The following is a 21,556-nucleotide window of genomic DNA, read 5'->3' as shown; positions in this document are numbered from 1 at the left end:
GCAACTGTACCCGCTGCACGTTTTAACCCGCTGGCCTTGGGAAAGGCAAAACCCGAAAAAGTGCGCAACTTCTTGCGCAGCACTGTGCAAGAAGTTGCGCAGTTGTTAAAAGTCGAGAATCGACTTTTTCGTGCTTCCTTGGTCGCCAGCCAGCAAACCTTTTAATTTATTTATCCTTCGTCAGCGCTGTAGAACGCCAACGCATCGCCAGCAAAAAAAAGGCCCTGCCGTCACCGGCAGGGCCCTTCTTCATTCAGCTATCTGCCATCAGCTGTACACACGCCCCAGCAACTGGCGATGACTCTCGAACTGATCCAGCACGTCGCGGGTGATCTGCTCGACGGTAAAGCCCATCAGGTCGTACTCCTGGCTGCCGTTGTGCAGGTACACCTCGGCCCGGTAGTAACGCTGGCGCACGTCGCCTTCACCCTGCGCCGGCGCTTCGCTCGGCGCCGCCAGGTAGCCGTCCAGGCTCACTTCGTAGACGAACGGGTTGCCCTCCTCCATCTCGATGCGCAAGCCCATCGCCTCGCGCGACTGGCCGACGCGGCTCTGCACCTGCAGGCCCATGCCCTGCAACTGCACCGCCGCCTCTTTCAGCGCCGGGCTCACCTGCTTGTCCATGAAGCGCTGCACCATCGCCTGGGTCGGCTGCAGGTCCAGCTGGGTGAGGCGCTCGCTGAAGCCGCGACGGCCACGCGCCGCCAGTTCGGCCTGCTCCTGCTCGACCTGGGTGTCCTGCTTCATGGCCTTGAACAGGCCGAACATGAACACCACCAGCACCACCGAGAACGGCAGCCCGGCCAATACCACCATGGTCTGCATGGCCTGGAAGTTGCCCACCAGCAACAGCCCGATGGTCACCAGGGTGATGATCGCCGACCACAGGATACGCAGCCAGTGCGGGGCATCCTCGTCCACGTCGCCGCCCTTGCACGACAGGTTGGCCATCATCACCGCGCCCGAGTCAGCCGGAGTGAGGAACAGCACGAAGCCGACGAACACCGCCACACCAACCACGATCTTGGCCGCCGGGAAGTGCTCCAGCAGCTGGTAGATCGACATCGCCGGTTGTTCCACCGCCGTGCGCCCAAGCTCCACCGCACCGTGGTTGATCACCAGGTCCAGCGCGGTGTTGCCGAAGATCGACAGCCACGCCAGGGTAAAGCCCAACGGAATCAGCAGCACGCCGGCCACCAGCTCGCGCACGGTGCGGCCACGGGAGATACGCGCGATGAACATGCCCACGAACGGGGCCCAGGAAATCCACCAGGCCCAGTAGAACAGGGTCCACAGGCCCAGCCAGCCTTCGGACCTGGCGTTGTTGCCTTCGTACACGTAGAGGTCGAAGGTCTTGAGGATCACGCCGTTGAGGTAGTCGCCGATGTTCTGCACGAAACCGTTGAGCAGGTGCAGGGTGTCACCGAACAGCAGCACGAACAGCAGCAGGCCGCTGAACAGCAGGATGTTCAGGTTGGACAGGCGGCGAATGCCGTTCTCCACGCCCGACACCGCCGCGATCGTGGCCACGGTGCTCATCACCAGGATCACCATCAGCAGGTTGGTGTTGCTGTGCTGCATGCCGAACAGGTACTCCAGTCCCGAGGACACCTGCATCGCACCGATGCCCAGGTTGGTCACCAGGCCCAGCAGGGTCACGAACATGCCGAAGATGTCCACGGTGTGCCCGGCAGCCCCCTTGACCCAGCGCTCACCCACCAGCGGGTACAGCGCCGAACGCAAGGCCAGTGGCTGGTTGTGGCGATAGGCGAAGTAGGCCACGGCCAGGCCCACCAGCGCATAGATCGCCCAGCCGTGCAGGCCCCAGTGCAGGAAGGTCAGCTGCATGCCCTGGCGTGCGGCCTCCAGGCTGGCCGGCGCACCGGCAGGCGGGTTGAAGTAGTGGTCCAGCGGTTCGGACGCGCCAAAGTACAGCAGCGAGATACCGATACCGGAGGAGAACAGCATGCCGGCCCAGGCACCGTAGCTGAAGTCGGGCTTGTCGTCCTTGCCGCCAAGCTTGAGCTTGCCGTAGGAGGAAAACGCCAGCCCGATGACGAACAGCAGGTAGCCGCCGATCACCAGCATGTAGTACCAGCCGAAGCTGCGCGACAGCCAGGCTTGGGCCTGGCCGAGAATTTGACCGGCCGTGTCCGGGGCGGCGATCAGCAAGGCAGTCAACAACAGGATCAGCAGCGCGGTGGTGTAGAACACCACGCTGTTGACCCGGACCCTCTCGGCAGGGGTCTTTATCAGGGAGGCAGAACTCATTGCACAGATGCTCCAGGCAGTGCGAGAGAAAACACGAAACGACCCGTCACCCGCGCAATTGGTGCAATAGCCCCACTGCGTCAGGTGTTATAAAAGCACCTTGAAAAACCGTGATCCCAAACCGATTGCGTTGAAAAAAACAGAAAAAGGGTCCCGATCCGAGGGCCCGCCGAACGGTGCGACACCGCTGGGCAATTCTGATCAACGTTTCGTTTAAACCCGTGCACGCCTTGTATTACGGGGGTTACACGTCTTTTTAGGGTGCCAATCGGCGTCAGTGACGGGCCACAAAAACCTGTCAATGGCGCGAATTGTCGCAGAGCTTATTCTTTGTTGATTGAACGTTCAATCAAAACAAAATAGACTGGTCTTCGCCGAGTCAGCCGCCTGTCGTCTGCCCGAAGGCCTGAGGAGATTTGCCAGATGCCCAAGGTCGGTATGCAACCCATTCGCCGCCAGCAGTTGATCGAAGCCACGTTGATGGCGGTAGACCAGGTCGGCATGGGGGACGCCAGCATTGCGCTGATCGCCCGTTTGGCCGGTGTGTCGAACGGCATCATCAGTCACTACTTCCAGGACAAGAACGGCCTGATCGCAGCGACCATGCGGTACTTGATGAACGTGCTGATCGACAACGTCGCGGCACGTCGCCAGGCGCTCACGGAGGACACCCCGCGCGCCCACCTGAAGGTGATCGTCGAGGGCAACTTCGACGCCAGTCAGGTCAACGGCCCGGCAATGAAAACCTGGTTGGCCTTCTGGGCCGCCAGCATGCACCAGCCGTCTTTGCACCGGTTGCAGCGGATCAACGATCACCGCTTGTATTCCAACCTGTGCTGCCAGTTCCGCCGTGTGTTGCCGCTGCCCGAAGCCCGCAGCGCGGCCCGCGGGCTGGCTGCCCTGATCGACGGGCTGTGGCTGCGCGGCGCGCTGTCGGGAGATGCCTTCGATACCGACCAGGCGCAGCAGATCGCTTACGAATACATGGATTCACAACTGGCTAAACAGAGCAGCCCGGCTCTACAGGACCCGGCCTCTGAACCACTGCGCGTCGCGAGTGCCAAACAAGCAGGAGCACAGCGCGGATAGCCGACACACACTGCACTTGCGAGGACACTATGGCCCGTTTCGAAACGCAAAAACTCTACATTGACGGTGGTTATGTCGACGCTTCCAGCGGCGCCACCTTCGACGCCATCAACCCGGCCAACGGCGAAGTCCTCGCCCAGGTGCAACGTGCCAACCAGGCCGACGTGGAGCGCGCAGTGGAAAGCGCCGAGCGTGGCCAGAAAGTCTGGGCGGCCATGACCGCCATGCAGCGTTCGCGCATCCTGCGCCGCGCCGTCGACATCCTGCGCGAGCGCAACGACGAGCTGGCTGCACTGGAAACCCTGGACACCGGCAAGTCCTACTCCGAAACCCGCTACGTCGACATCGTCACCGGTGCCGACGTGCTCGAATACTACGCAGGCCTGGTGCCGGCCATCGAAGGCGAGCAGATCCCGCTGCGCGACAGCTCGTTCGTGTACACCCGTCGCGAGCCGCTGGGCGTGACCGTGGGTATCGGCGCCTGGAACTACCCGATCCAGATCGCCCTGTGGAAATCCGCCCCGGCCCTGGCCGCCGGCAACGCGATGATCTTCAAGCCCTCGGAAGTCACCTCGCTGACCACCCTGAAACTGGCCGAGATCTACACCGAAGCCGGCCTGCCGCACGGCGTGTTCAACGTACTGACCGGCAGCGGCCGCGACGTCGGCACCTACCTCACCGAACACCCGCGCATCGAGAAGGTCTCGTTCACCGGCGGCACCGCCACCGGCAAGAAGGTCATGGCCAGCGCCTCGAGCTCCTCGCTCAAGGAAGTCACCATGGAGCTGGGCGGCAAGTCGCCGCTGATCATCTGTGAAGACGCCGACCTGGACCGCGCCGCCGACATCGCGATGATGGCCAACTTCTACAGCTCGGGCCAGGTGTGCACCAACGGCACCCGCGTGTTCATCCCGGCCTCGCTCAAAGCCGCCTTCGAAGCCAAGATCGCCGAGCGCGTGGCGCGCATCCGCATCGGCAACCCGCAGGACGAGAACACCAACTTCGGCCCGCTGGTCAGCTTCGCCCACATGGAAAGCGTGCTGGGCTACATCGCCAAGGGCAAGCAAGAAGGTGCCCGCGTACTGTGTGGCGGCGAGCGTCTGACCGACGGCGAGTTCGCCAAGGGCGCCTTCGTGGCCCCGACTGTCTTCACCGACTGCCGTGACGACATGACCATCGTCAAGGAAGAGATCTTCGGCCCGGTGATGAGCATCCTCTCCTACGAGACCGAAGAAGAAGTCATCCGTCGCGCCAACGACACCGACTACGGCCTGGCCGCCGGTGTCTGCACCAACGACATCAGCCGCGCGCACCGCATCATCCATCAGCTGGAAGCGGGCATCTGCTGGATCAACGCCTGGGGCGAATCGCCGGCCGAGATGCCGGTCGGTGGCTACAAGCAATCCGGTGTCGGCCGTGAAAACGGTGTCAGCTCGCTGGCCCAGTACACGCGGATCAAGTCGGTACAGGTCGAGCTGGGCAACTACGCCTCGGTGTTCTAAGCACCCGTGTAGCCGCGCCCGGGCCGCCAGGTCCGGGCGCCTCCCCCGCTCCCCTGCTCACTGCCTATGAGGGTACGCAACATGTCCCACGTTTTTGACTACATCATCGTCGGGGCCGGCTCGGCCGGTAACACCCTGGCGACCCGCCTGACCGAAGACGAAGGCGTCACCGTATTGCTGCTGGAAGCCGGCGGCCCGGACTACCGCTTCGACTTCCGCACCCAGATGCCGGCCGCACTGGCCTTCCCGCTGCAGGGCCGACGCTACAACTGGGCCTACGAGACCGACCCGGAGCCGCACATGGACGGCCGCCGCATGGAATGTGGCCGCGGCAAGGGCCTGGGCGGCTCCTCGCTGATCAACGGCATGTGCTACATCCGCGGCAACGCCATGGACTACGACGGCTGGGCCAAGCTGCCAGGCCTGGAAGACTGGTCGTACCTGGACTGCCTGCCGTATTTCCGCAAGGCCGAAACCCGTGACATCGGCCCCAACGACTACCATGGCGGCGAAGGCCCGGTGAGCGTCACCACGCCAAAAGCCGGCAACAACCCCCTGTTCCACGCCATGGTCGAAGCCGGCGTGCAGGCCGGTTACCCGCGCACCGAAGACCTGAACGGCTACCAGCAGGAAGGCTTCGGCCCGATGGACCGCACCGTGACGCCCAAGGGCCGTCGCGCCAGCACCGCCCGCGGCTACCTGGACACCGCCAAAAAACGCTCGACCCTGACCATCGTCACCCATGCCCTGAGCGACCGCGTGCTGTTCGAAGGCAAGCGCGCCGTGGGCGTGACCTACCTGGTGGGCGCCAGCGAGGAGCGCGTCGAAGCCCGTGCCCGCAAGGAAGTCATCGTGTGCAGCGGCGCCATCGCCTCGCCACAGTTGCTGCAGCGCTCCGGCGTGGGCCCGGCGGCCCTGCTCGAAAGCCTGAACATCCCGGTGGTGCACGACCTGCCGGGCGTGGGCGAGAACCTGCAGGATCACCTCGAACTGTACCTGCAGTACGCCTGCACCCAGCCGGTGTCGCTGTACCCGTCGCTGCTCTGGTACAACCAGCCGGCCATCGGTGCACAGTGGCTGTTCGCGGGCACCGGCATCGGCGCCAGCAACCAGTTCGAGGCCGGCGGCTTCATCCGCTCGCGCCCGGAATTCGAATGGCCGAACATCCAGTACCACTTCCTGCCGGTGGCGATCAACTACAACGGCAGCAACGGCGTGCAGGAACACGGCTTCCAGGCGCACATGGGCTCGATGCGCTCGCCTAGCCGCGGGCGTATCCAGCTCAAGTCCAAGGACCCGCGCCAGCACCCGAGCATCCTGTTCAACTACATGGCCACCGAGCAGGACTGGCAGGAGTTCCGTGACGGTATCCGCCTGACCCGCGAGATCATGGCGCAGCCGGCGCTGGACGCCTACCGTGGCCGCGAGATCAGCCCCGGTGCCGACGTGCAGACCGACGAGCAACTGGACACATTCATCCGCGAGCACGCCGAGACCGCGTTCCACCCATCGTGCTCGTGCAAGATGGGCATCGACGAGATGGCGGTGGTCGACGGCCAGGGCCGCGTGCACGGCATGCAGGGCCTGCGCGTGGTGGATGCCTCGATCATGCCGATCATCACCACCGGCAACCTGAACGCGCCGACGATCATGATGGCCGAGAAGATCGCCGACAAGATCCGTGGCCGCCAGCCATTGCCGCGCAGCACGGCCAAGTACTATGTGGCCAATGGTGCACCGGTGAAGGGCAAGCCGATGCGTGAGGTGCCGCAGGCTTAAGACCCTGCTACCCCCATCGCGGGTCAAGCCCGCTCCCACAGAGACCAATGTGATCGTTGTGGGAGCGGGCTTGACCCGCGATGGGGGCGGTACATTCACAGCAGATCAAGCACCCCTGCGGTGCTTTTTTTGTGCCCGCGATAATCGCTTTACAGCCCGCCAACCTCACAGGTTAGAATCCTTGGCACGCGACCTGCTAGCTGAAGTCAGGCAAAAAGCAAGTCGCGCCTCTTTCTGCAATCCCCCCTGGAGTACTGCCTTTGGATGCGTCCACCATCAATAGCCTGTTCTTGATCGGCGCATTGCTGGTAGGTGCAAGTATCCTGGTCAGTTCACTCTCCTCGCGCCTGGGCATCCCGATCCTGGTGATCATCCTGGCAGTGGGCATGGTTGCCGGCGTCGACGGCGGCGGCATCATCTTCAACAACTACCCGACCGCCTACCTGGTGGGCAACCTGGCACTGGCCGTGATCCTGCTCGACGGCGGCCTGCGCACCCGCGTCTCGAGTTTCCGCGTGGCCCTGTGGCCGGCGCTGTCGCTGGCCACGGTGGGGGTGATGATCACCACCGGCCTCACCGGCCTGGCCGCCGCCTGGCTGTTCGACCTGAGCCTGATGCAGGGCCTGCTGATCGGCGCCATCGTCGGCTCCACCGACGCCGCCGCGGTGTTCTCGCTGCTGGGCGGCAAGGGCCTCAACGAGCGGGTGACGGCCACCCTGGAAATCGAGTCGGGCAGCAACGACCCGATGGCGGTGTTCCTCACCGTGACCCTGATCGAGATGATCGCCAGCGGCCAGAACGGCCTGCACTGGGGCCTGCTCGGCCACCTGGTGCGCGAATTCGGCATCGGCAGCCTGCTGGGCCTGGGCGGCGGCTGGCTGATGCTGCAGCTGGTCAACCGCATGAACCTGGCCGGCGGCCTGTACCCGATCCTGGTGATCAGCGGCGGCCTGGTGGTGTTCGCGCTCACCAACGCCCTGCACGGCAGCGGTTTCCTGGCCGTGTACCTGTGCGGCCTGGTGCTGGGCAACCGGCCGATCCGCAGCCGCCACGGCATCCTGCACATGCTCGACGGCATGGCCTGGCTGGCCCAGATCGGCATGTTCCTGGTGCTGGGCCTGCTGGTCACGCCCCACGACCTGCTACCCATCGCGCTGCCGGCCCTGGGCCTGGCGCTGTGGATGATCCTGTTCGCGCGGCCGCTGTCGGTGATGATCGGCCTGCTGCCATTCAAGGCCTTCCATGGCCGCGAAAAGGTGTTCATCTCGTGGGTCGGCCTGCGCGGCGCGGTGCCGATCATCCTTGCGGTGTTCCCGCTGATGGCCGGGCTGCCGCATGCCCAGCTGTACTTCAACCTGGCCTTCTTCATCGTACTGGTGTCGCTGCTGGTGCAGGGCACCAGCCTGCCGTGGGTGGCGCGCCTGCTCAAGGTGACCGTGCCGCCCGACCCGGCGCCGATCTCGCGCTCGGCCCTGGAAGTGCACATCACCAGCGAGTGGGAGCTGTTCGTGTATCGCCTGGGTGCGGAGAAGTGGTGCATCGGTGCCGCCCTGCGCGAGCTGAAAATGCCCGAAGGCACGCGTATCGCTGCCCTGTTTCGCGGCCAGCAACTGCTCCATCCGTCGGGAAGTACCACCCTCGAAGTTGGCGACCTGCTGTGCGTGATCGGCCACGAACACAACCTGCCGGCGCTGGGCAAGCTGTTCAGCCAGGCGCCGCAACGCGGCCTGGACCTGCGTTTCTTCGGCGACTTCGTGCTCGAAGGTGACGCAGAACTGGGGGCTGTAGCGGCGTTGTACGGTTTGCAGCTCGACGGCCAGGACCCGCACCAGCCGCTGGCGCACTTCATCGAGCAGAAGGTCGGCGGCGCACCGGTGGTGGGCGACCAGATCGAATGGAACAACACCCTGTGGACCGTTGCGCTGATGGAAGGGAACAAGATCCTCAAAGTGGGTATCAAATTCCCCGAAGGTTCTCGACCCGGCCCCGGGTTGTTCCTTTAAACTTCGATTCTCTGCCCGGTTCTACGACGTCTGCCTATGTCCCTGCGCACTGTTGTTAGCGCAGCCCTGCTCGGGCTGTGCCTGTCCCTCTCCTTCGCCCAGGCGGCGGAACCCCCCACCACGGCAAGCGTCCAGCACAGCCTGGACAAGATCGCCGAGCGCAAGCTGCCGGAGGCCGACCAGAAGGCCCTGCAGCAAGTGCTGGAGCAGACCCTTGGCCTGCTGGCCTCGCGCGACGACTACGACAAGCGCCTGGCCGCGCTCAAGCAGCAACTGGCCGACGCCCCGCGCCAGACCAGCGAAAACCAGCGCGAGCTGACCCGGCTCAAGGACACCAAGACCCTGCCCGTGGCGCAGCGCTACGCCAGCATGGGCGTGCCGCAGCTGGAGCAGTTGCTGTCCGAGCGCACCACCCAGCAGGGCGAGCTGCAGAAGGCGCTGTCCGAAGCCAACAGCCTGATCATCAACTCCCAGACCCGCCCCGAGCGCGCCCAGGCCGAGATCAGCAGCAACCAGACCCGCACCCAGCAGATCAACAGCATCCTCAAGCTGGGCAAGGACAACGGCAAGAGCCTCTCGGCCGACCAGCGCAACCAGCTCAATGCCGAACTCGCCTCGCTCAACGCGCTGACCCTGCTGCGCCGCCAGGAACTGGCCGGCAACAGCCTGCTGCAAGACCTGGGCAACAGCCAGCACGACCTGCTGATCGAGCGCGCCACACGCCTTGAGCAGGAGATCCAGGACCTGCAGACGCTGATCAACCAGAAGCGCCTGGCGCAGTCGCAGCAGACCGTCACCGAACAGTCCATCGAGGCACAGAAGGCCGGCGGCAGCAGCGTGCTGGCCACCGAAAGCGCCACCAACCTGAAGCTGTCCGACTACCTGCTGCGCAGCACCGACCGCCTCAACGAGCTGACCCAGCAGAACCTGCAGACCAAGCAGCAGCTCGACAGCCTGACCCAGGCCGACCAGGCACTGGACGAACAGATCAGCGTGCTCAAGGGCAGCCTGTTGCTGTCCAAGATCCTCTACAAGCAGAAGCAGGCCCTGCCGCACCTGAAGGTCGATCGCGACCTGGCCGACCAGATCGCCGACATTCGCCTGTACCAGTTCGAGGTCAACCAGCAGCGCGAGCAGATCAGCAGCCCCAGCAGCTACGTCGACAAGCTGCTGGCCACCCAGCCGCCCGACAGCGTCACCCCACAGTTGCGCAAGGCCCTGCTGGAGGTGGCGATCACCCGCAGCGATTTGCTGGAGCGGCTCAACCGCGAGCTGAGCGCCCTGCTCAACGAATCCATCACCCTGCAACTGAACCAGAAGCAGCTGCTGAGCACCGCACAGAACCTGCGCGGCACCCTCGACGAACAGATGTTCTGGATCCCCAGCAACAAGCCGCTGGACTTCGAATGGCTGCGCAGCGTGCCCGAACGCCTGCAAAAGCAGGTGGTGAGCCTGCCGTGGGGGTCGGGCATCAACGAACTGGCCGACGGCCTGACGCAGCGCCCGCTGCTGTTCCTGCCGCTGCTGTTGCTGATCGGCGCCCTGCTGTGGCGGCGCAAGTACCTGTATGCGCGGCTGAACAAGGTTCACCAGGATGTGGGCCACTTCAAGCGTGACAGCCAGTGGCACACGCCCCAGGCCATTCTGATCAATATCCTGCTGGCGATGCCGCTGAGCCTGGGCCTGGCGCTGTGCGGCTATGCGCTGCAGATCGACGCCCGCGGCCAGAACGCCAACCTGGGCGCCGCGCTGTGGCAGATCGCCCAGGCCTGGCTGGTGTTCTACACCGCCTACCGGATTCTGGCGCCCGGCGGCGTGGCCGAGCTGCACTTTCGCTGGGAAAAGGCCCAGGTCGAGTTCCTGCGCGGCTGGATCCGCCGCCTGGGCAGCGTGGTACTGGCGCTGGTCGGCGTGGTGGCGGTGGCCGAGCACCAGCCCTCGGCGCTGGCCGACGACGTGCTCGGCATCGGTGTGGTACTGACCTGTTACGCACTGATGGCCTGGCTGCTCAGCCGCCTGCTGCTGAGCAGCCCCGCGCACCGCAATACCTCGCTGTTTCGCAAGGCCGTGGGCGTGGCGTTCACGGCGCTTCCGGTGGCGCTGTTCATTGCCGTGTGCTTTGGCTACTACTACACCGCACTCAAGCTCACCGACCGCCTGATCGACACCCTGTACCTGCTGATGTTCTGGCTGGTGATCGAGGCCGCCTTCGTGCGCGGCCTGGCCGTGGCCGCCCGGCGCCTGGCCTACCAGCGCGCACTGAGCAAGCGCCAGGCCACCAAGGAAGGGCTCGATGGCGAGGTGATCGTCGAGGAGCCGACCCTGGACATCGAGCAGGTCAACCAGCAGTCGCTGCGCCTGATCCGTCTGGCCCTGCTGGGCGGCTTCATCGCCGCGCTGTACTGGGTGTGGGCCGACCTGATCAGTGTGTTCGCCTACCTCGACAACATCACCCTGTACGAGTACACCAGCGGCACCGGCGCGGCCATGAGCATGGTGCCGATCAGCCTGGGCGACCTGCTCGGGGCACTGGTGATCATCGGCATCACCTTCGCCCTGGCCGGCAACCTGCCGGGGCTGCTCGAGGTGCTGGTGCTGTCACGCCTGAACCTGGCCCAGGGCAGCGCGTATGCGACCACCACGTTGCTGTCGTACGTGATTGCCGGGGTGGGCTTCGTCACCACGCTGTCGACCCTCGGCGTCAGCTGGGACAAGCTGCAATGGCTGGTGGCGGCGCTGTCGGTGGGCCTGGGCTTCGGCATGCAGGAGATCTTCGCCAACTTCATCTCCGGCATCATGATCCTGTTCGAGCGCCCGGTGCGCATCGGCGACACCATCACCATCGGCAACCTGTCGGGCACGGTGAGCAAGATCCGCATCCGCGCCACCACCATCACCGACTTCGACCGCAAGGACATCATCGTCCCCAACAAGACCTTCATCACCGGCCAGTTGATCAACTGGTCGCTGACCGACACCATCACTCGCGTCACCCTCAAGCTGGGCGTGGACTACGGCTCGGACCTGGACCTGGTACGCACCCTGCTGCTGCAAGCAGCCAACGAGAACCCGCGGGTGCTCAAGGAGCCGGCACCGATCGTGTACTTCCTGAACTTCGGCGAGAGTACCCTGGACCACGAACTGCGCATGCACGTGCGTGACCTGGGTGACCGCAACCCGGTACTCGACGAGATCAACCGCTACATCAACAAGGAATTCAAGCGCCAGCACATCAACATCTCGTTCCGCCAGATGGAGGTGTACCTGAAGAACATGCAGGGCCAGGAGTACAAGATGGTACCGGTCGAAGCGCCGAACAAGACCGTGCTGCCCGAGCCCCCCACCGATGCGCCAGGAGATGGCCGTTGAAATCCCTCGACGAACTGACCTTCGACAACCGCTTCGCCCGCCTGGGAGATGCGTTCTCCACCCACGTGCTGCCCGAGCCGATTGCCGAGCCGCGCCTGGTCGTGGCCAGCGACGCGGCCATGGCACTGCTCGACCTGGACCCTACCGAGGCGCATTCCCCGGTGTTCGCCGAGCTGTTCAGCGGACACAAGCTGTGGGCCGAGGCCGAGCCGCGGGCGATGGTGTATTCGGGGCATCAGTTCGGTTCGTACAACCCGCGCCTGGGTGACGGTCGCGGGCTGTTGCTGGGCGAGGTGTACAACGATGCCGGCGAGCACTGGGACCTGCACCTCAAGGGTGCCGGGCAGACGCCGTATTCACGCATGGGCGATGGCCGTGCGGTGCTGCGCTCGTCGATCCGCGAGTTCCTCGCCTCCGAGGCCCTGCACGCGCTGGGCATCCCCAGCAGCCGCGCGCTGTGCGTGATCGGCTCGAGCACGCCGGTGTGGCGCGAAACCCAGGAGCGCGCGGCGATGGTGCTGCGCCTGGCGCCCAGCCATGTGCGCTTTGGCCACTTCGAATACTTCTACTACACCCGCCAACCCGAGCAGCAGCGCGAGCTGGCCGAGCACGTGCTCAACCTGCACTTTGCCGAGTGCCGCGAGCAGCCCGAGCCGTACCTGGCGATGTTCCGTACCATCGTCGAACGCAATGCCGAGCTGATTGCGCGCTGGCAGGCCTATGGTTTCTGCCACGGGGTGATGAACACCGACAACATGTCGATCCTGGGCATCACCTTCGACTTCGGGCCGTTTGCCTTCCTCGACGACTTCGATGCCGGCTTCATCTGCAACCATTCCGACGACCAGGGGCGCTACAGCTTCAGCAACCAGGTGCCGATCGCACACTGGAACCTGAGCGCGCTGGCCCAGGCGCTGACCCCGTTCATCAGCGTCGAGGCGCTGAAGGAAACGCTGGGGCTGTTCCTGCCGTTGTACCAGGCCCATTACCTGGACCTGATGCGTCGACGCCTGGGGCTGACCGAGGCGCGCGATGACGATTCGGCGCTGGTCGAGCGCTTGCTGGGGCTGATGAACAAGGGCGCTGTGGACTACACGCTGTTCTTCCGCAAGCTGGGTGATCAGCCGGCGGCGCAGGCCGTGCGGGTGGTGCGCGACGATTTCGTCGACCTGGCCGGGTTCGATGCCTGGGCGGTGGAGTACCTGGCGCGCCTGGACCAGGAGCCGGGCAATGCCGAAGGCCGGCGCGCGCGGATGCACGCGGTGAACCCGCTGTACATTCTGCGCAACTACCTGGCGCAGCGTGCCATCGAGGCGGCTGAAGGCGGGAATTACGAGGAAGTGCGACGCCTGCACCAGGTGCTGACACGGCCGTTCGAGGAACAGCCGGGGATGCAGGCCTATGCCGAACGCCCGCCCGAGTGGGGCAAGCATCTGGAGATCAGTTGTTCATCCTGAGATCGCAGCGCCTGCTTCGCGGGTCAAGCCCGCTCCCACAGGTACTGCGGTGTTCTTGTGGGAGCGGGCTTGACCCGCGATAGAGCGCGCAGCGCTCGCAGCTTCAGTTGTCGACCCACCAGTTCAGCAACGTCTCATCCTCGTCGTCATCGAGGTTCTGGTAGATGTTGGCGTAATACCACTGCACCCCCGTCGCCTCCCGAAACCGGTCGAACACCGGGCGAATCGCCTCGAACCCATTGCTCGCCGGCACTGCCAGCGTCAGGTTGCCTTTGTAGCGACCATCCAGCGTGCCGCCCAGCAACGTCTGCACCTCGCTTTCCAGCGTGTCGACGGCATCCTGGGGCAGATCGTCGGCGTAGACATGGATGCAAAAATTGCCACCCCGGCGCACCACCTCGACATGCTGATCGGGGATGGCCGTGCAGATGATGTCGCCGCGCGCCATGTTCAGCGCCAGCCCCGGCGACGACAGCAGTTCATAGGTATGTTCGCCCACTTCGCGCACCGGCACGCTTTCGAACACCGGCTCGCCGTTCTTCTTTCTGTCGACGAATACACGAATGTGCGGTGAATGCTGGCAATCCATCGGTCTGTCCCTGGCCTGTTCAGAAAGGCCGCATGCTAAACCATTACAGCCTCTTCGCCAGCATCGCTGGCTTATCTGGCAGGCTATGGCACCTTGCAATCCACCCTCATCACCTCCAGATACCCAACATCACCTGACGCATCCGGACTCCCACCATGACCGACCCCCTCCACATCCCCTGCCCCCACTGCAACGGCCTCAACCGCATCCCCGCCGCACGCCTGAGGGACGCACCCAAGTGCGGGCGCTGCAAGGGTGAGGTGCTGTTGCACAAGCCATTCGAATTGAAACAGGGCGACTACGCCAGCCAGATCAAGGGCGACCTGCCATTGCTGATCGATGTGTGGGCCGACTGGTGCGGGCCCTGCAAGGCGTTCGGCCCGGTCTTCGAACAGGCCGCCGGCCAACTGGCCGGACGCTGCCGCCTGGCCAAGCTCGACAGCGAAGCCAATCAGCAACTGGCCGGGCAACTGGGCATACGCTCCATTCCCAGCCTGATCCTGTTCAAGAACGGCCGCGAAGTGGCGCGCCAGAGCGGCGCCTTCCCACTCCAGCAACTGCTGGAATGGCTGCGCAGCCAGGGGGTCTAGGCATTTTCCAGCAGCGTATGCAGTTCGACGAACTGCTGGGTCAGCTTGTGCCGCGGTTCCAGGTGAATCAGCGGCAGGCTGGCCTGGTGGGACTCGCGCATCTTCACCGAGCTGTTGAGGTACACCGGCAGCACCGGCAAGCCTTCGGCAATCAGTTCGTCGAGCATCTGCTGCGGCAGGCTGGCGCGCGCCTGGAACTGGTTGACCACGATGCCCTCGACTTCCAGGCCCTCGTTGTGGTCTTCCTTGAGCTCTTCGATCTCGGCCAGCAGGCCGTACAGCGCCTGACGCGAGAAGCTGTCGCAGTCGAAGGGGATCAATACGCGATCGGCGGCGATTAACGCTGAAACCGCATAGAAGTTCAGCGCAGGCGGGGTGTCCAGGTAGATGCGGTCGTAATCGTCGGACAGCTCGTCCAGCAGCTTTCGCAGTTTGTTGATCTTGTGCTTGGCCTCGAGCTTGGGCTGCAGGTCGGCCAGCTCTGCCGTGGCGGTCACCACATGCAGGTTGTCGAACGGGGTTTCATAGATGTCGACCTTGTTCTTCTTGGCGAAGGGCCCCGAGGACAGGGTCTGCTTGAAGAAGTCGGCAATGCCCATGGGAATGTCCTCGCCGGTCAGGCCGGTGAGGTACTGGGTCGAGTTGGCCTGGGCGTCCAGGTCGATCAACAGGGTTCGATAGCCTTCGTTGGCACTGACTGCCGCCAGGTTGCAGGCAATGCTCGACTTGCCCACGCCACCTTTCTGATTGAACACCACGCGCCGCATGAACAGACCTCCATGTGAAAGGAACTACCGAGTATGTGAGGGTTGCGCCGGTTTAGCCAGTGCCTTTCAGCCCTGCGTCTGGGCCTGGCGGATCAACAGTTCGGTGAACGCCCGGGCCATCGCCGACACGTCCTCACGCCGCTGCGCCAGCCATACCGCTGTCACCGCGTCGGCGTCGAGCAAGGTGCGGTACACCACCCCGTCGATGCGCATGCGCTTGAACGACGCCGGCAGCACCGACACCCCAAGCCCCGCCGATACCAGGCCGATGATGGTCATGGCCTCGCCTGCCTCCTGGGCAAAGTGCGGGCTGAAGCCGGCCGAGCGCGCCAGGCTGAGCAACTGCGCGTGCAGGCCGCTGCCGTAGCTGCGCGGGAAGAACACGAACGGCTCCTGGGCCAGGGCCGCCAGCGGCAGGCCCTGCTCGTTGCCCTGGGCCAGCGGGTGCGCGGCATTGAGCACCGCCACCAGCGGCTCGCGGAACAGTTCGGTGATCACCACGCCATCAGGCACGCTCATCGGGCGCATCAGGCCGACCTCGATGGACTCGTCGAGCAAGGCATCCACCACGTCGCGGCTGCTCATTTCCTTGAGGTTCAGGTGCACCGCCGGGAAGCGCTGGCGAAACGCATTGATGGCCTTGGGGATGCTGGAGTTGAACGGCGCCGAGGAGGTGAAGCCGATCTTCATCTCACCCAGCTCGCCGAGCTGGGCACGCCGCGCCACGTCGGCGGCCTTGTCGACCTGCGCCAGCACCTGGCGCGCCTCGTCGAGAAACAGCCGGCCGGCTTCGCTGAGTGCCACCCGTCGGTTGGTACGCTCGAACAGGCGTGCACCCAGCTCCTGCTCCAGGGCCTGGATCTGCTGGCTCAGCGGCGGTTGAGAGATGCCCAGTTGCTGTGCGGCACGGCCAAAATGCAGCTCTTCGGCCACGGCGATGAAGTAGCGAAGGTGGCGCAGTTCCATGGCAACTCCAATAGGTCGCAAAACCTCTTAAACAGGTCGAACAATATATTGGAAAAGATCAATAGCCAGCTATATGCTTTTTTCACTGCCTGCGAGGCCGTGCCCCTTTCGAGGTCCCCGTGAAAACTGCTGTTGCCCATGAGCTGCCCCCTGCCCCGGCGAACACCGCCGCCCCCCTGAACGAAAGCTGGATCGAGAAAGGCACCCCTGCGTTCATGCGCACGGTGCTGGCATTGTTCTGTGGCGGTTTTGCCACCTTCGCCCTGCTGTACTGCGTGCAGCCGATGATGCCGCTGCTGTCCCACGAGTTCTCCATCAATGCCGCCCAGAGCAGCCTGGTGCTGTCGGTGTCGACCGGCCTGCTGGCGTTCGGGCTGCTGGTGACCGGGCCGATTTCCGACCGCGTCGGGCGCAAGCCGGTGATGGTGTTCGCCCTGTTCTGCGCCGCGCTGTGCACCATCGCCAGCGCATTGATGCCCAGCTGGCACGGCGTGCTGGCCATGCGTGCCCTGGTGGGCCTGTCGCTGAGCGGGCTGGCGGCGGTGGCCATGACCTACCTGAGCGAAGAGATTCATCCGCAGCACATCGGCCTGGCCATGGGGCTGTACATCGGCGGCAACGCCATCGGCGGCATGAGCGGGCGCCTGATCACCGGGGTACTGATCGACTTCGTCAGCTGGCACACCGCGATGCTGGTGATCGGCGGCCTGGCACTGGTCGCGGCGGCAGTGTTCTGGAGGATCCTGCCCGAGTCGCGCAACTTCAGTGCACGCTCGATGAACCCGCGCAGCCTGCTGAACGGCTTCACCCAGCACTTTCGCGACGCCGGGCTGCCGTGGCTGTTTCTGGAAGCGTTTCTGCTGATGGGCGCCTTCGTCACGCTGTTCAACTACATCGGCTACCGGCTGCTCGCCGAGCCGTACCACATGAGTCAGGCGCTGGTGGGGCTGCTGTCGGTGGTGTACCTGGCAGGCATCTACAGCTCGGCGCAGATCGGCGCACTGTCGGACAAGCTGGGGCGGCGCAAGGTGTTCTGGATGAGCATCCTGCTGATGTTCGGTGGGTTGCTGCTGACGCTGTTCTCGCCCCTGGTGCTGGTGATCGTCGGCATGCTGGTGTTCACCTTCGGCTTCTTTGGCGCGCATTCGGTGGCCAGCAGCTGGATCGGCCGGCGTGCGCTCACGGCCAAGGGGCAGGCCTCTTCGCTGTACCTGTTCAGCTACTACGCGGGGTCGAGCGTGGCGGGCACGGCAGGCGGGGTGTTCTGGCATTACGGTGAGTGGAACGGCATCGGGCTGTTCATCGGCAGCCTGCTGGTGATCGCACTGCTGGTGGCGTTGCACCTGAGCAAGCTGCCGGCGCTGCCGGGGAATGTGAAGGGCTGATACCCCTTGCCGGCGAAGCTGTTCAGTTGATGATTTCGACCAGGTCGACATCGATCTCGCGGGACATCAGGTTCTTCTCGACCTCACCGGTCAGCTTGACCTTGGTCTTGTCGTTGAAGGCCACCGCCGGCAAGTCTTCGTTGTCGATCTCGACGGTGATGGTGCCGCTGGCATCCTTGAATTCGTACTTGTCGTCGTTGTTGAGCTTCTTGACCACAAAGCCCTGCAGTACCACCGGAGTGTCGTCGGCGGCGTCGTTGGCTGCCGCGACCGTGGTGACCGGCTGGGCGCCAGGGCCGGTGTAGCCGGCGGCCATCGCGCCAGTGGTGAACAGCGGGGCAAGCAGCAGAGCCAGGTAACGAGTTTTCATGGTGGGCATTCCGTTTCAAGTGGGGATGCGCTGAGGTTAATCCCCACGCCTGAACTGAAGCTTAATGCGCGATGGTGGGAAACCCGATCAGGCCAGCAACGCGGTGAGGCTCAGAATCGGCATAAGGATGGCCAGCCCGATGAACAGCATCACACCGCCCGTCATCGCCAGCATCAATGGCTCAAAAAGGCCCAGGGCTCGTTCAACCCTTACGCCCGACAGCAAACCGTGCCACCTCAGGCGACGCCGCAGTGCATGCAACGCGAGCCGTGCGAACACGCCGGCGGCGACCAGCACACCGGCAAACGGCAGCGCGAAGCGCTGCCCGCTCTCGTTCAGCGCCATCGAAACGCGGATCGTGGCCGGCAACGCCTGCTGGTGATGGGCGAATATCTGCACGACATCAGGGATCACGACACCCAGCAGGAACGCGAAGATGGCCAGCACGGCGCACATCAGGATCGCCGGATACAGCAACGCCAGGCGGATGCCCTGACGCGTCAGTTGCTGGTTGTCACCGTGCTCGGCAAGCCGTTGGCAGGTTGTCGCCAGCAGGGGATGCTGTACTGCGCGGGTATCCTTGGGCACGGGTTCCTTCCTTGAATGGCACGGCTGTGCATCGAGGTCGGAATGGTAAGGGAGGAGGCTTGGACGGGCCGTAGGACGGATCGGCGGGGGAGCGTGAAAAGTCAGTGGCGGGGCCGCGATACGCGGCACCCGCCAGGCAGTTGCCCGTTACTGGTGGTACTGCGCAGACAGTTCGTGCACGGCGTGGATGAAGGCACCGGCATGTTCCGGATCGACTTCCGGGGTGATGCCATGGCCCAGGTTGAACACGTGGCCGGTCCCGTGGCCATAGCTGGCCAGGATACGCCCGACTTCGGCGCGGATGGCCTCGGGCTTGGCGTAGAGCACAGTCGGGTCCATGTTGCCCTGCAGGGCCACCTTGCTGCCCACGCGCTGGCGCGCCTCACCGATGTCGCAGGTCCAGTCCAGGCCCAGCGCGTCAGCGCCGGCATCAGCAATGCTCTCCAGCCACAGGCCGCCGTTCTTGGTGAACAGGATCACCGGCACCTTGCGCCCTTCGTGCTCGCGGATCAGGCCGCTGACGATCTTGCGCATGTATGCCAGGGAGAACTCCTGGTACGCCGCCGCCGACAGGTTGCCACCCCAGGTGTCGAAGATCTGCACGGCCTGTGCGCCGGCCAGGATCTGCCCGTTGAGGTAGCTGACCACCGACTGCGCGAGCTTGTCGAGCAGCAGGTGCATGGCCTGCGGGTTGTCGTAGAGCATGGCCTTGGTCTTGCGAAAGTCCTTGGACGAGCCGCCTTCGACCATGTAGGTGGCCAGGGTCCACGGGCTGCCGGAGAAGCCGATCAGCGGCACACGGCCGTTGAGCTCGCGGCGGATGGTGCTGACCGCATCCATCACGTAGCCCAGGTCCTTTTGCGGGTCGGGGATCGGCAGCGCCTCGATGTCGGCCAGGGTGCTGATGACTTTCTTGAAGCGCGGGCCTTCGCCGGTTTCGAAATACAGGCCCTGGCCCATGGCATCAGGGATGGTCAGGATGTCCGAGAACAGGATCGCGGCGTCCAGCGGGTAGCGGTCCAGCGGCTGCATCGTGACCTCGCAGGCGAACTGCGGGTTCATGCACAGGCTCATGAAGTCACCGGCCTTGGCGCGGCTGGCGCGGTACTCCGGCAGGTAGCGGCCGGCCTGGCGCATCATCCACACCGGGGTGACGTCTACGGGTTGCTTGAGCAGGGCGCGCAGAAAACGATCGTTCTTCAAGGCAGTCATGTCGGCATCCGGAAAAAAAGTGGGGGCATTTTCTCAGACACCAACGTAAAAGGCACGGTATGAACCGTGCCTTTTGTCTATCGACCTGTGGTAGGTCAATAGATTTAGTTAAAAGCTTCGCCGGCAAGGCCGGCTCCTACAGGTTTGGCAGGAGCCAGCCTTGCTGGCGAAGAGGCCCGATCAGACCTCCAGATAGTCCAGGATCCCCTCGGCGGCATTGCGCCCCTCGAAGATAGCCGTCACCACCAGGTCCGAACCGCGCACCATGTCGCCACCGGCAAACACCTTGGGGTTGCTGGTCTGGTGCTTGAAGCGGTTCTGCTCCGGCGCCACCACACGGCCCTGGCTGTCGGTCTGGATGCTGAACTGCTCGAACCACGGCGCAGGGCTGGGGCGGAAACCGAAGGCGATGACCACAGCGTCCGCCGGGATGATCTCTTCGGAACCCGGGATCGGCTCCGGGCTGCGACGGCCACGGGCATCCGGCTCGCCGAGACGGGTCTCGACCACCTTCACGCCCTCGACCTTGTCTTCCCCCACGATCGCGATCGGCTGGCGGTTGTAGAGGAACTTCACGCCCTCCTCCTTGGCGTTCTTCACCTCCTTGCGCGAGCCGGGCATGTTCGCTTCGTCACGCCGGTAGGCACAGGTCACGGCCTTGGCGCCCTGGCGGATGGAGGTACGGTTGCAGTCCATCGCAGTGTCGCCGCCGCCCAGCACCACGACCTTCTTGTCCTTCATGTCGACGAAGTCTTGCGGGGACTTTTCAAAGCCCAGGTTGCGGTTGACGTTGGCGATCAGAAAATCCAGCGCGTCGTGCACACCCGGCAGGTCTTCGCCAGGGAAGCCACCCTTCATGTAGGTGTAGGTGCCCATGCCCATGAACACCGCATCGAATTCCTCGAGCAACTGGTCCATGGTGACGTCCTTGCCCACCTCGGTGTTCAGGCGGAACTCGATGCCCATGCCGGTGAAGACTTCGCGGCGGTTGCTGAGCACGGTCTTTTCCAGCTTGAACTCGGGGATGCCGAAGGTCAGCAGGCCGCCGATCTCGGGGTTCTTGTCGAACACCACCGGGGTTACCCCGCCGCGCACCAGCACGTCGGCACAACCCAGGCCCGCAGGGCCGGCACCGATCACCGCGACGCGCTTGCCGGTGGGCACCACCTTGGACATGTCCGGGCGCCAGCCCATGGCGAAGGCGGTGTCGGTGATGTACTTCTCCACCGAGCCGATGGTCACCGCGCCGAAGCCGTCGTTGAGGGTACAGGCACCCTCGCACAGGCGGTCCTGCGGGCACACCCGGCCGCACACTTCGGGCAGGGTGTTGGTCTGGTGCGACAGTTCCGCGGCGGCGAGGATGTTGCCCTCCGACACCAGCTTGAGCCAGTTGGGAATGAAGTTGTGCACCGGGCACTTCCATTCGCAGTACGGGTTGCCACAGCCCAGGCAGCGGTGGGCCTGTTCGGCCGACTGCTGGGGTTTGAAGGGCTCGTAGATTTCCACGAACTCTTTCTTGCGTTGACGCAACAGTTTCTTCTTCGGATCCTTGCGCCCGACCTCGATGAACTGGAAGTCATTACTCAGACGTTCAGCCATGTTCAAAACCTCATCAAACT

The 21,556-nt window shown here is 64.3% G+C and carries 16 protein-coding genes; 8 read left to right on the top strand and 8 right to left on the bottom strand.

Translation table 11 applies throughout. The annotated features are described in order from the left end of the window. Positions 1–267 precede the first annotated feature (267 nt). Positions 268–2,271: a choline BCCT transporter BetT gene (gene betT, locus ACPRTJ_RS12020; protein ID WP_054915558.1), complete on the bottom strand. Its 2,004-nt coding sequence runs from the start codon at positions 2,269–2,271 to the stop codon at positions 268–270. Positions 2,272–2,694: 423 nt separating this feature from the next. On the opposite strand from betT, the gene betI reads away from it, so the two are divergent. The 6 genes from betI (at position 2,695) to selO (ending at position 13,470) form a co-directional block, all read left to right on the top strand. After that, positions 2,695–3,360 (top strand): transcriptional regulator BetI, encoded by a 666-nt coding sequence (gene betI, locus ACPRTJ_RS12015; RefSeq protein ID WP_043860369.1) that lies wholly within the window; start codon positions 2,695–2,697, stop codon positions 3,358–3,360. 29 nt (positions 3,361–3,389) lie between these two features. Further along, positions 3,390–4,862 (top strand): betaine-aldehyde dehydrogenase, encoded by a 1,473-nt coding sequence (gene betB / locus ACPRTJ_RS12010; RefSeq protein ID WP_116052372.1) that lies wholly within the window; start codon positions 3,390–3,392, stop codon positions 4,860–4,862. An 81-nt stretch (positions 4,863–4,943) separates the two neighbouring features. Further along, a complete protein-coding gene (betA, locus tag ACPRTJ_RS12005; protein WP_043860371.1) occupies positions 4,944–6,641 on the top strand; it encodes a choline dehydrogenase in 1,698 nt (565 codons plus the stop codon). A 260-nt stretch (positions 6,642–6,901) separates the two neighbouring features. Continuing rightward, positions 6,902–8,644, top strand: coding sequence for a potassium/proton antiporter (locus ACPRTJ_RS12000; RefSeq protein ID WP_043860372.1), 1,743 nt, complete (start codon positions 6,902–6,904; stop codon positions 8,642–8,644). Positions 8,645–8,680: 36 nt separating this feature from the next. Next, a complete protein-coding gene (mscK, locus tag ACPRTJ_RS11995) occupies positions 8,681–12,013 on the top strand; it encodes a mechanosensitive channel MscK (RefSeq protein ID WP_043860373.1) in 3,333 nt (1,110 codons plus the stop codon). Then, entirely contained in the window at positions 12,010–13,470 is a 1,461-nt protein-coding gene (gene selO, locus ACPRTJ_RS11990) for a protein adenylyltransferase SelO (RefSeq protein ID WP_286900975.1), read from the top strand. Before mscK ends, selO begins: the two co-directional genes overlap by 4 nt. Before the next feature lie 103 nt (positions 13,471–13,573). On the opposite strand, the gene ACPRTJ_RS11985 is transcribed toward selO, so the two are convergent. Continuing rightward, positions 13,574–14,059, bottom strand: a complete 486-nt coding sequence (locus tag ACPRTJ_RS11985) for a DUF4265 domain-containing protein (protein WP_058541795.1) — start codon at positions 14,057–14,059, stop codon at positions 13,574–13,576. Positions 14,060–14,214: 155 nt separating this feature from the next. Between ACPRTJ_RS11985 and trxC the strand changes: the two genes are divergently transcribed. Then, positions 14,215–14,649 carry a thioredoxin TrxC gene (gene trxC / locus ACPRTJ_RS11980; protein ID WP_054915555.1) on the top strand — a complete coding sequence of 145 codons (435 nt, stop codon included), beginning with the start codon at positions 14,215–14,217 and terminating at the stop codon, positions 14,647–14,649. Here trxC and ACPRTJ_RS11975 read toward each other — a convergent pair. Then, positions 14,646–15,416 (bottom strand): ParA family protein, encoded by a 771-nt coding sequence (locus ACPRTJ_RS11975; protein WP_043859929.1) that lies wholly within the window; start codon positions 15,414–15,416, stop codon positions 14,646–14,648. The genes trxC and ACPRTJ_RS11975 overlap by 4 nt on opposite strands. 66 nt (positions 15,417–15,482) lie before the next feature. Further along, positions 15,483–16,382, bottom strand: a complete 900-nt coding sequence (locus tag ACPRTJ_RS11970; RefSeq protein WP_054915554.1) for a LysR family transcriptional regulator — start codon at positions 16,380–16,382, stop codon at positions 15,483–15,485. 143 nt (positions 16,383–16,525) lie between these two features. On the opposite strand from ACPRTJ_RS11970, the gene ACPRTJ_RS11965 reads away from it, so the two are divergent. Then, entirely contained in the window at positions 16,526–17,767 is a 1,242-nt protein-coding gene (locus tag ACPRTJ_RS11965) for an MFS transporter (protein ID WP_426429111.1), read from the top strand. A gap of 22 nt (positions 17,768–17,789) precedes the next feature. On the opposite strand, the gene ACPRTJ_RS11960 is transcribed toward ACPRTJ_RS11965, so the two are convergent. The 4 genes from ACPRTJ_RS11960 to ACPRTJ_RS11945 form a co-directional block, all read right to left on the bottom strand. Beyond that, positions 17,790–18,137: a YgiW/YdeI family stress tolerance OB fold protein gene (locus ACPRTJ_RS11960; protein ID WP_043859932.1), complete on the bottom strand. Its 348-nt coding sequence runs from the start codon at positions 18,135–18,137 to the stop codon at positions 17,790–17,792. Between the two features lie 87 nt (positions 18,138–18,224). Continuing rightward, positions 18,225–18,725, bottom strand: coding sequence for a type II secretion system F family protein (locus ACPRTJ_RS11955; protein ID WP_258660324.1), 501 nt, complete (start codon positions 18,723–18,725; stop codon positions 18,225–18,227). Between the two features lie 147 nt (positions 18,726–18,872). Next, positions 18,873–19,937, bottom strand: a complete 1,065-nt coding sequence (hemE, locus tag ACPRTJ_RS11950) for a uroporphyrinogen decarboxylase (RefSeq protein ID WP_043859934.1) — start codon at positions 19,935–19,937, stop codon at positions 18,873–18,875. 180 nt (positions 19,938–20,117) lie between these two features. After that, positions 20,118–21,536, bottom strand: coding sequence for an FAD-dependent oxidoreductase (locus tag ACPRTJ_RS11945; RefSeq protein WP_043859935.1), 1,419 nt, complete (start codon positions 21,534–21,536; stop codon positions 20,118–20,120). Positions 21,537–21,556: the final 20 nt, after the last annotated feature.

This window comes from Pseudomonas palmensis (genome assembly GCF_049942755.1).
Taxonomy (GTDB): domain Bacteria; phylum Pseudomonadota; class Gammaproteobacteria; order Pseudomonadales; family Pseudomonadaceae; genus Aquipseudomonas; species Aquipseudomonas palmensis.
This window is presented reverse-complemented; position numbering and strand designations above follow the sequence as displayed.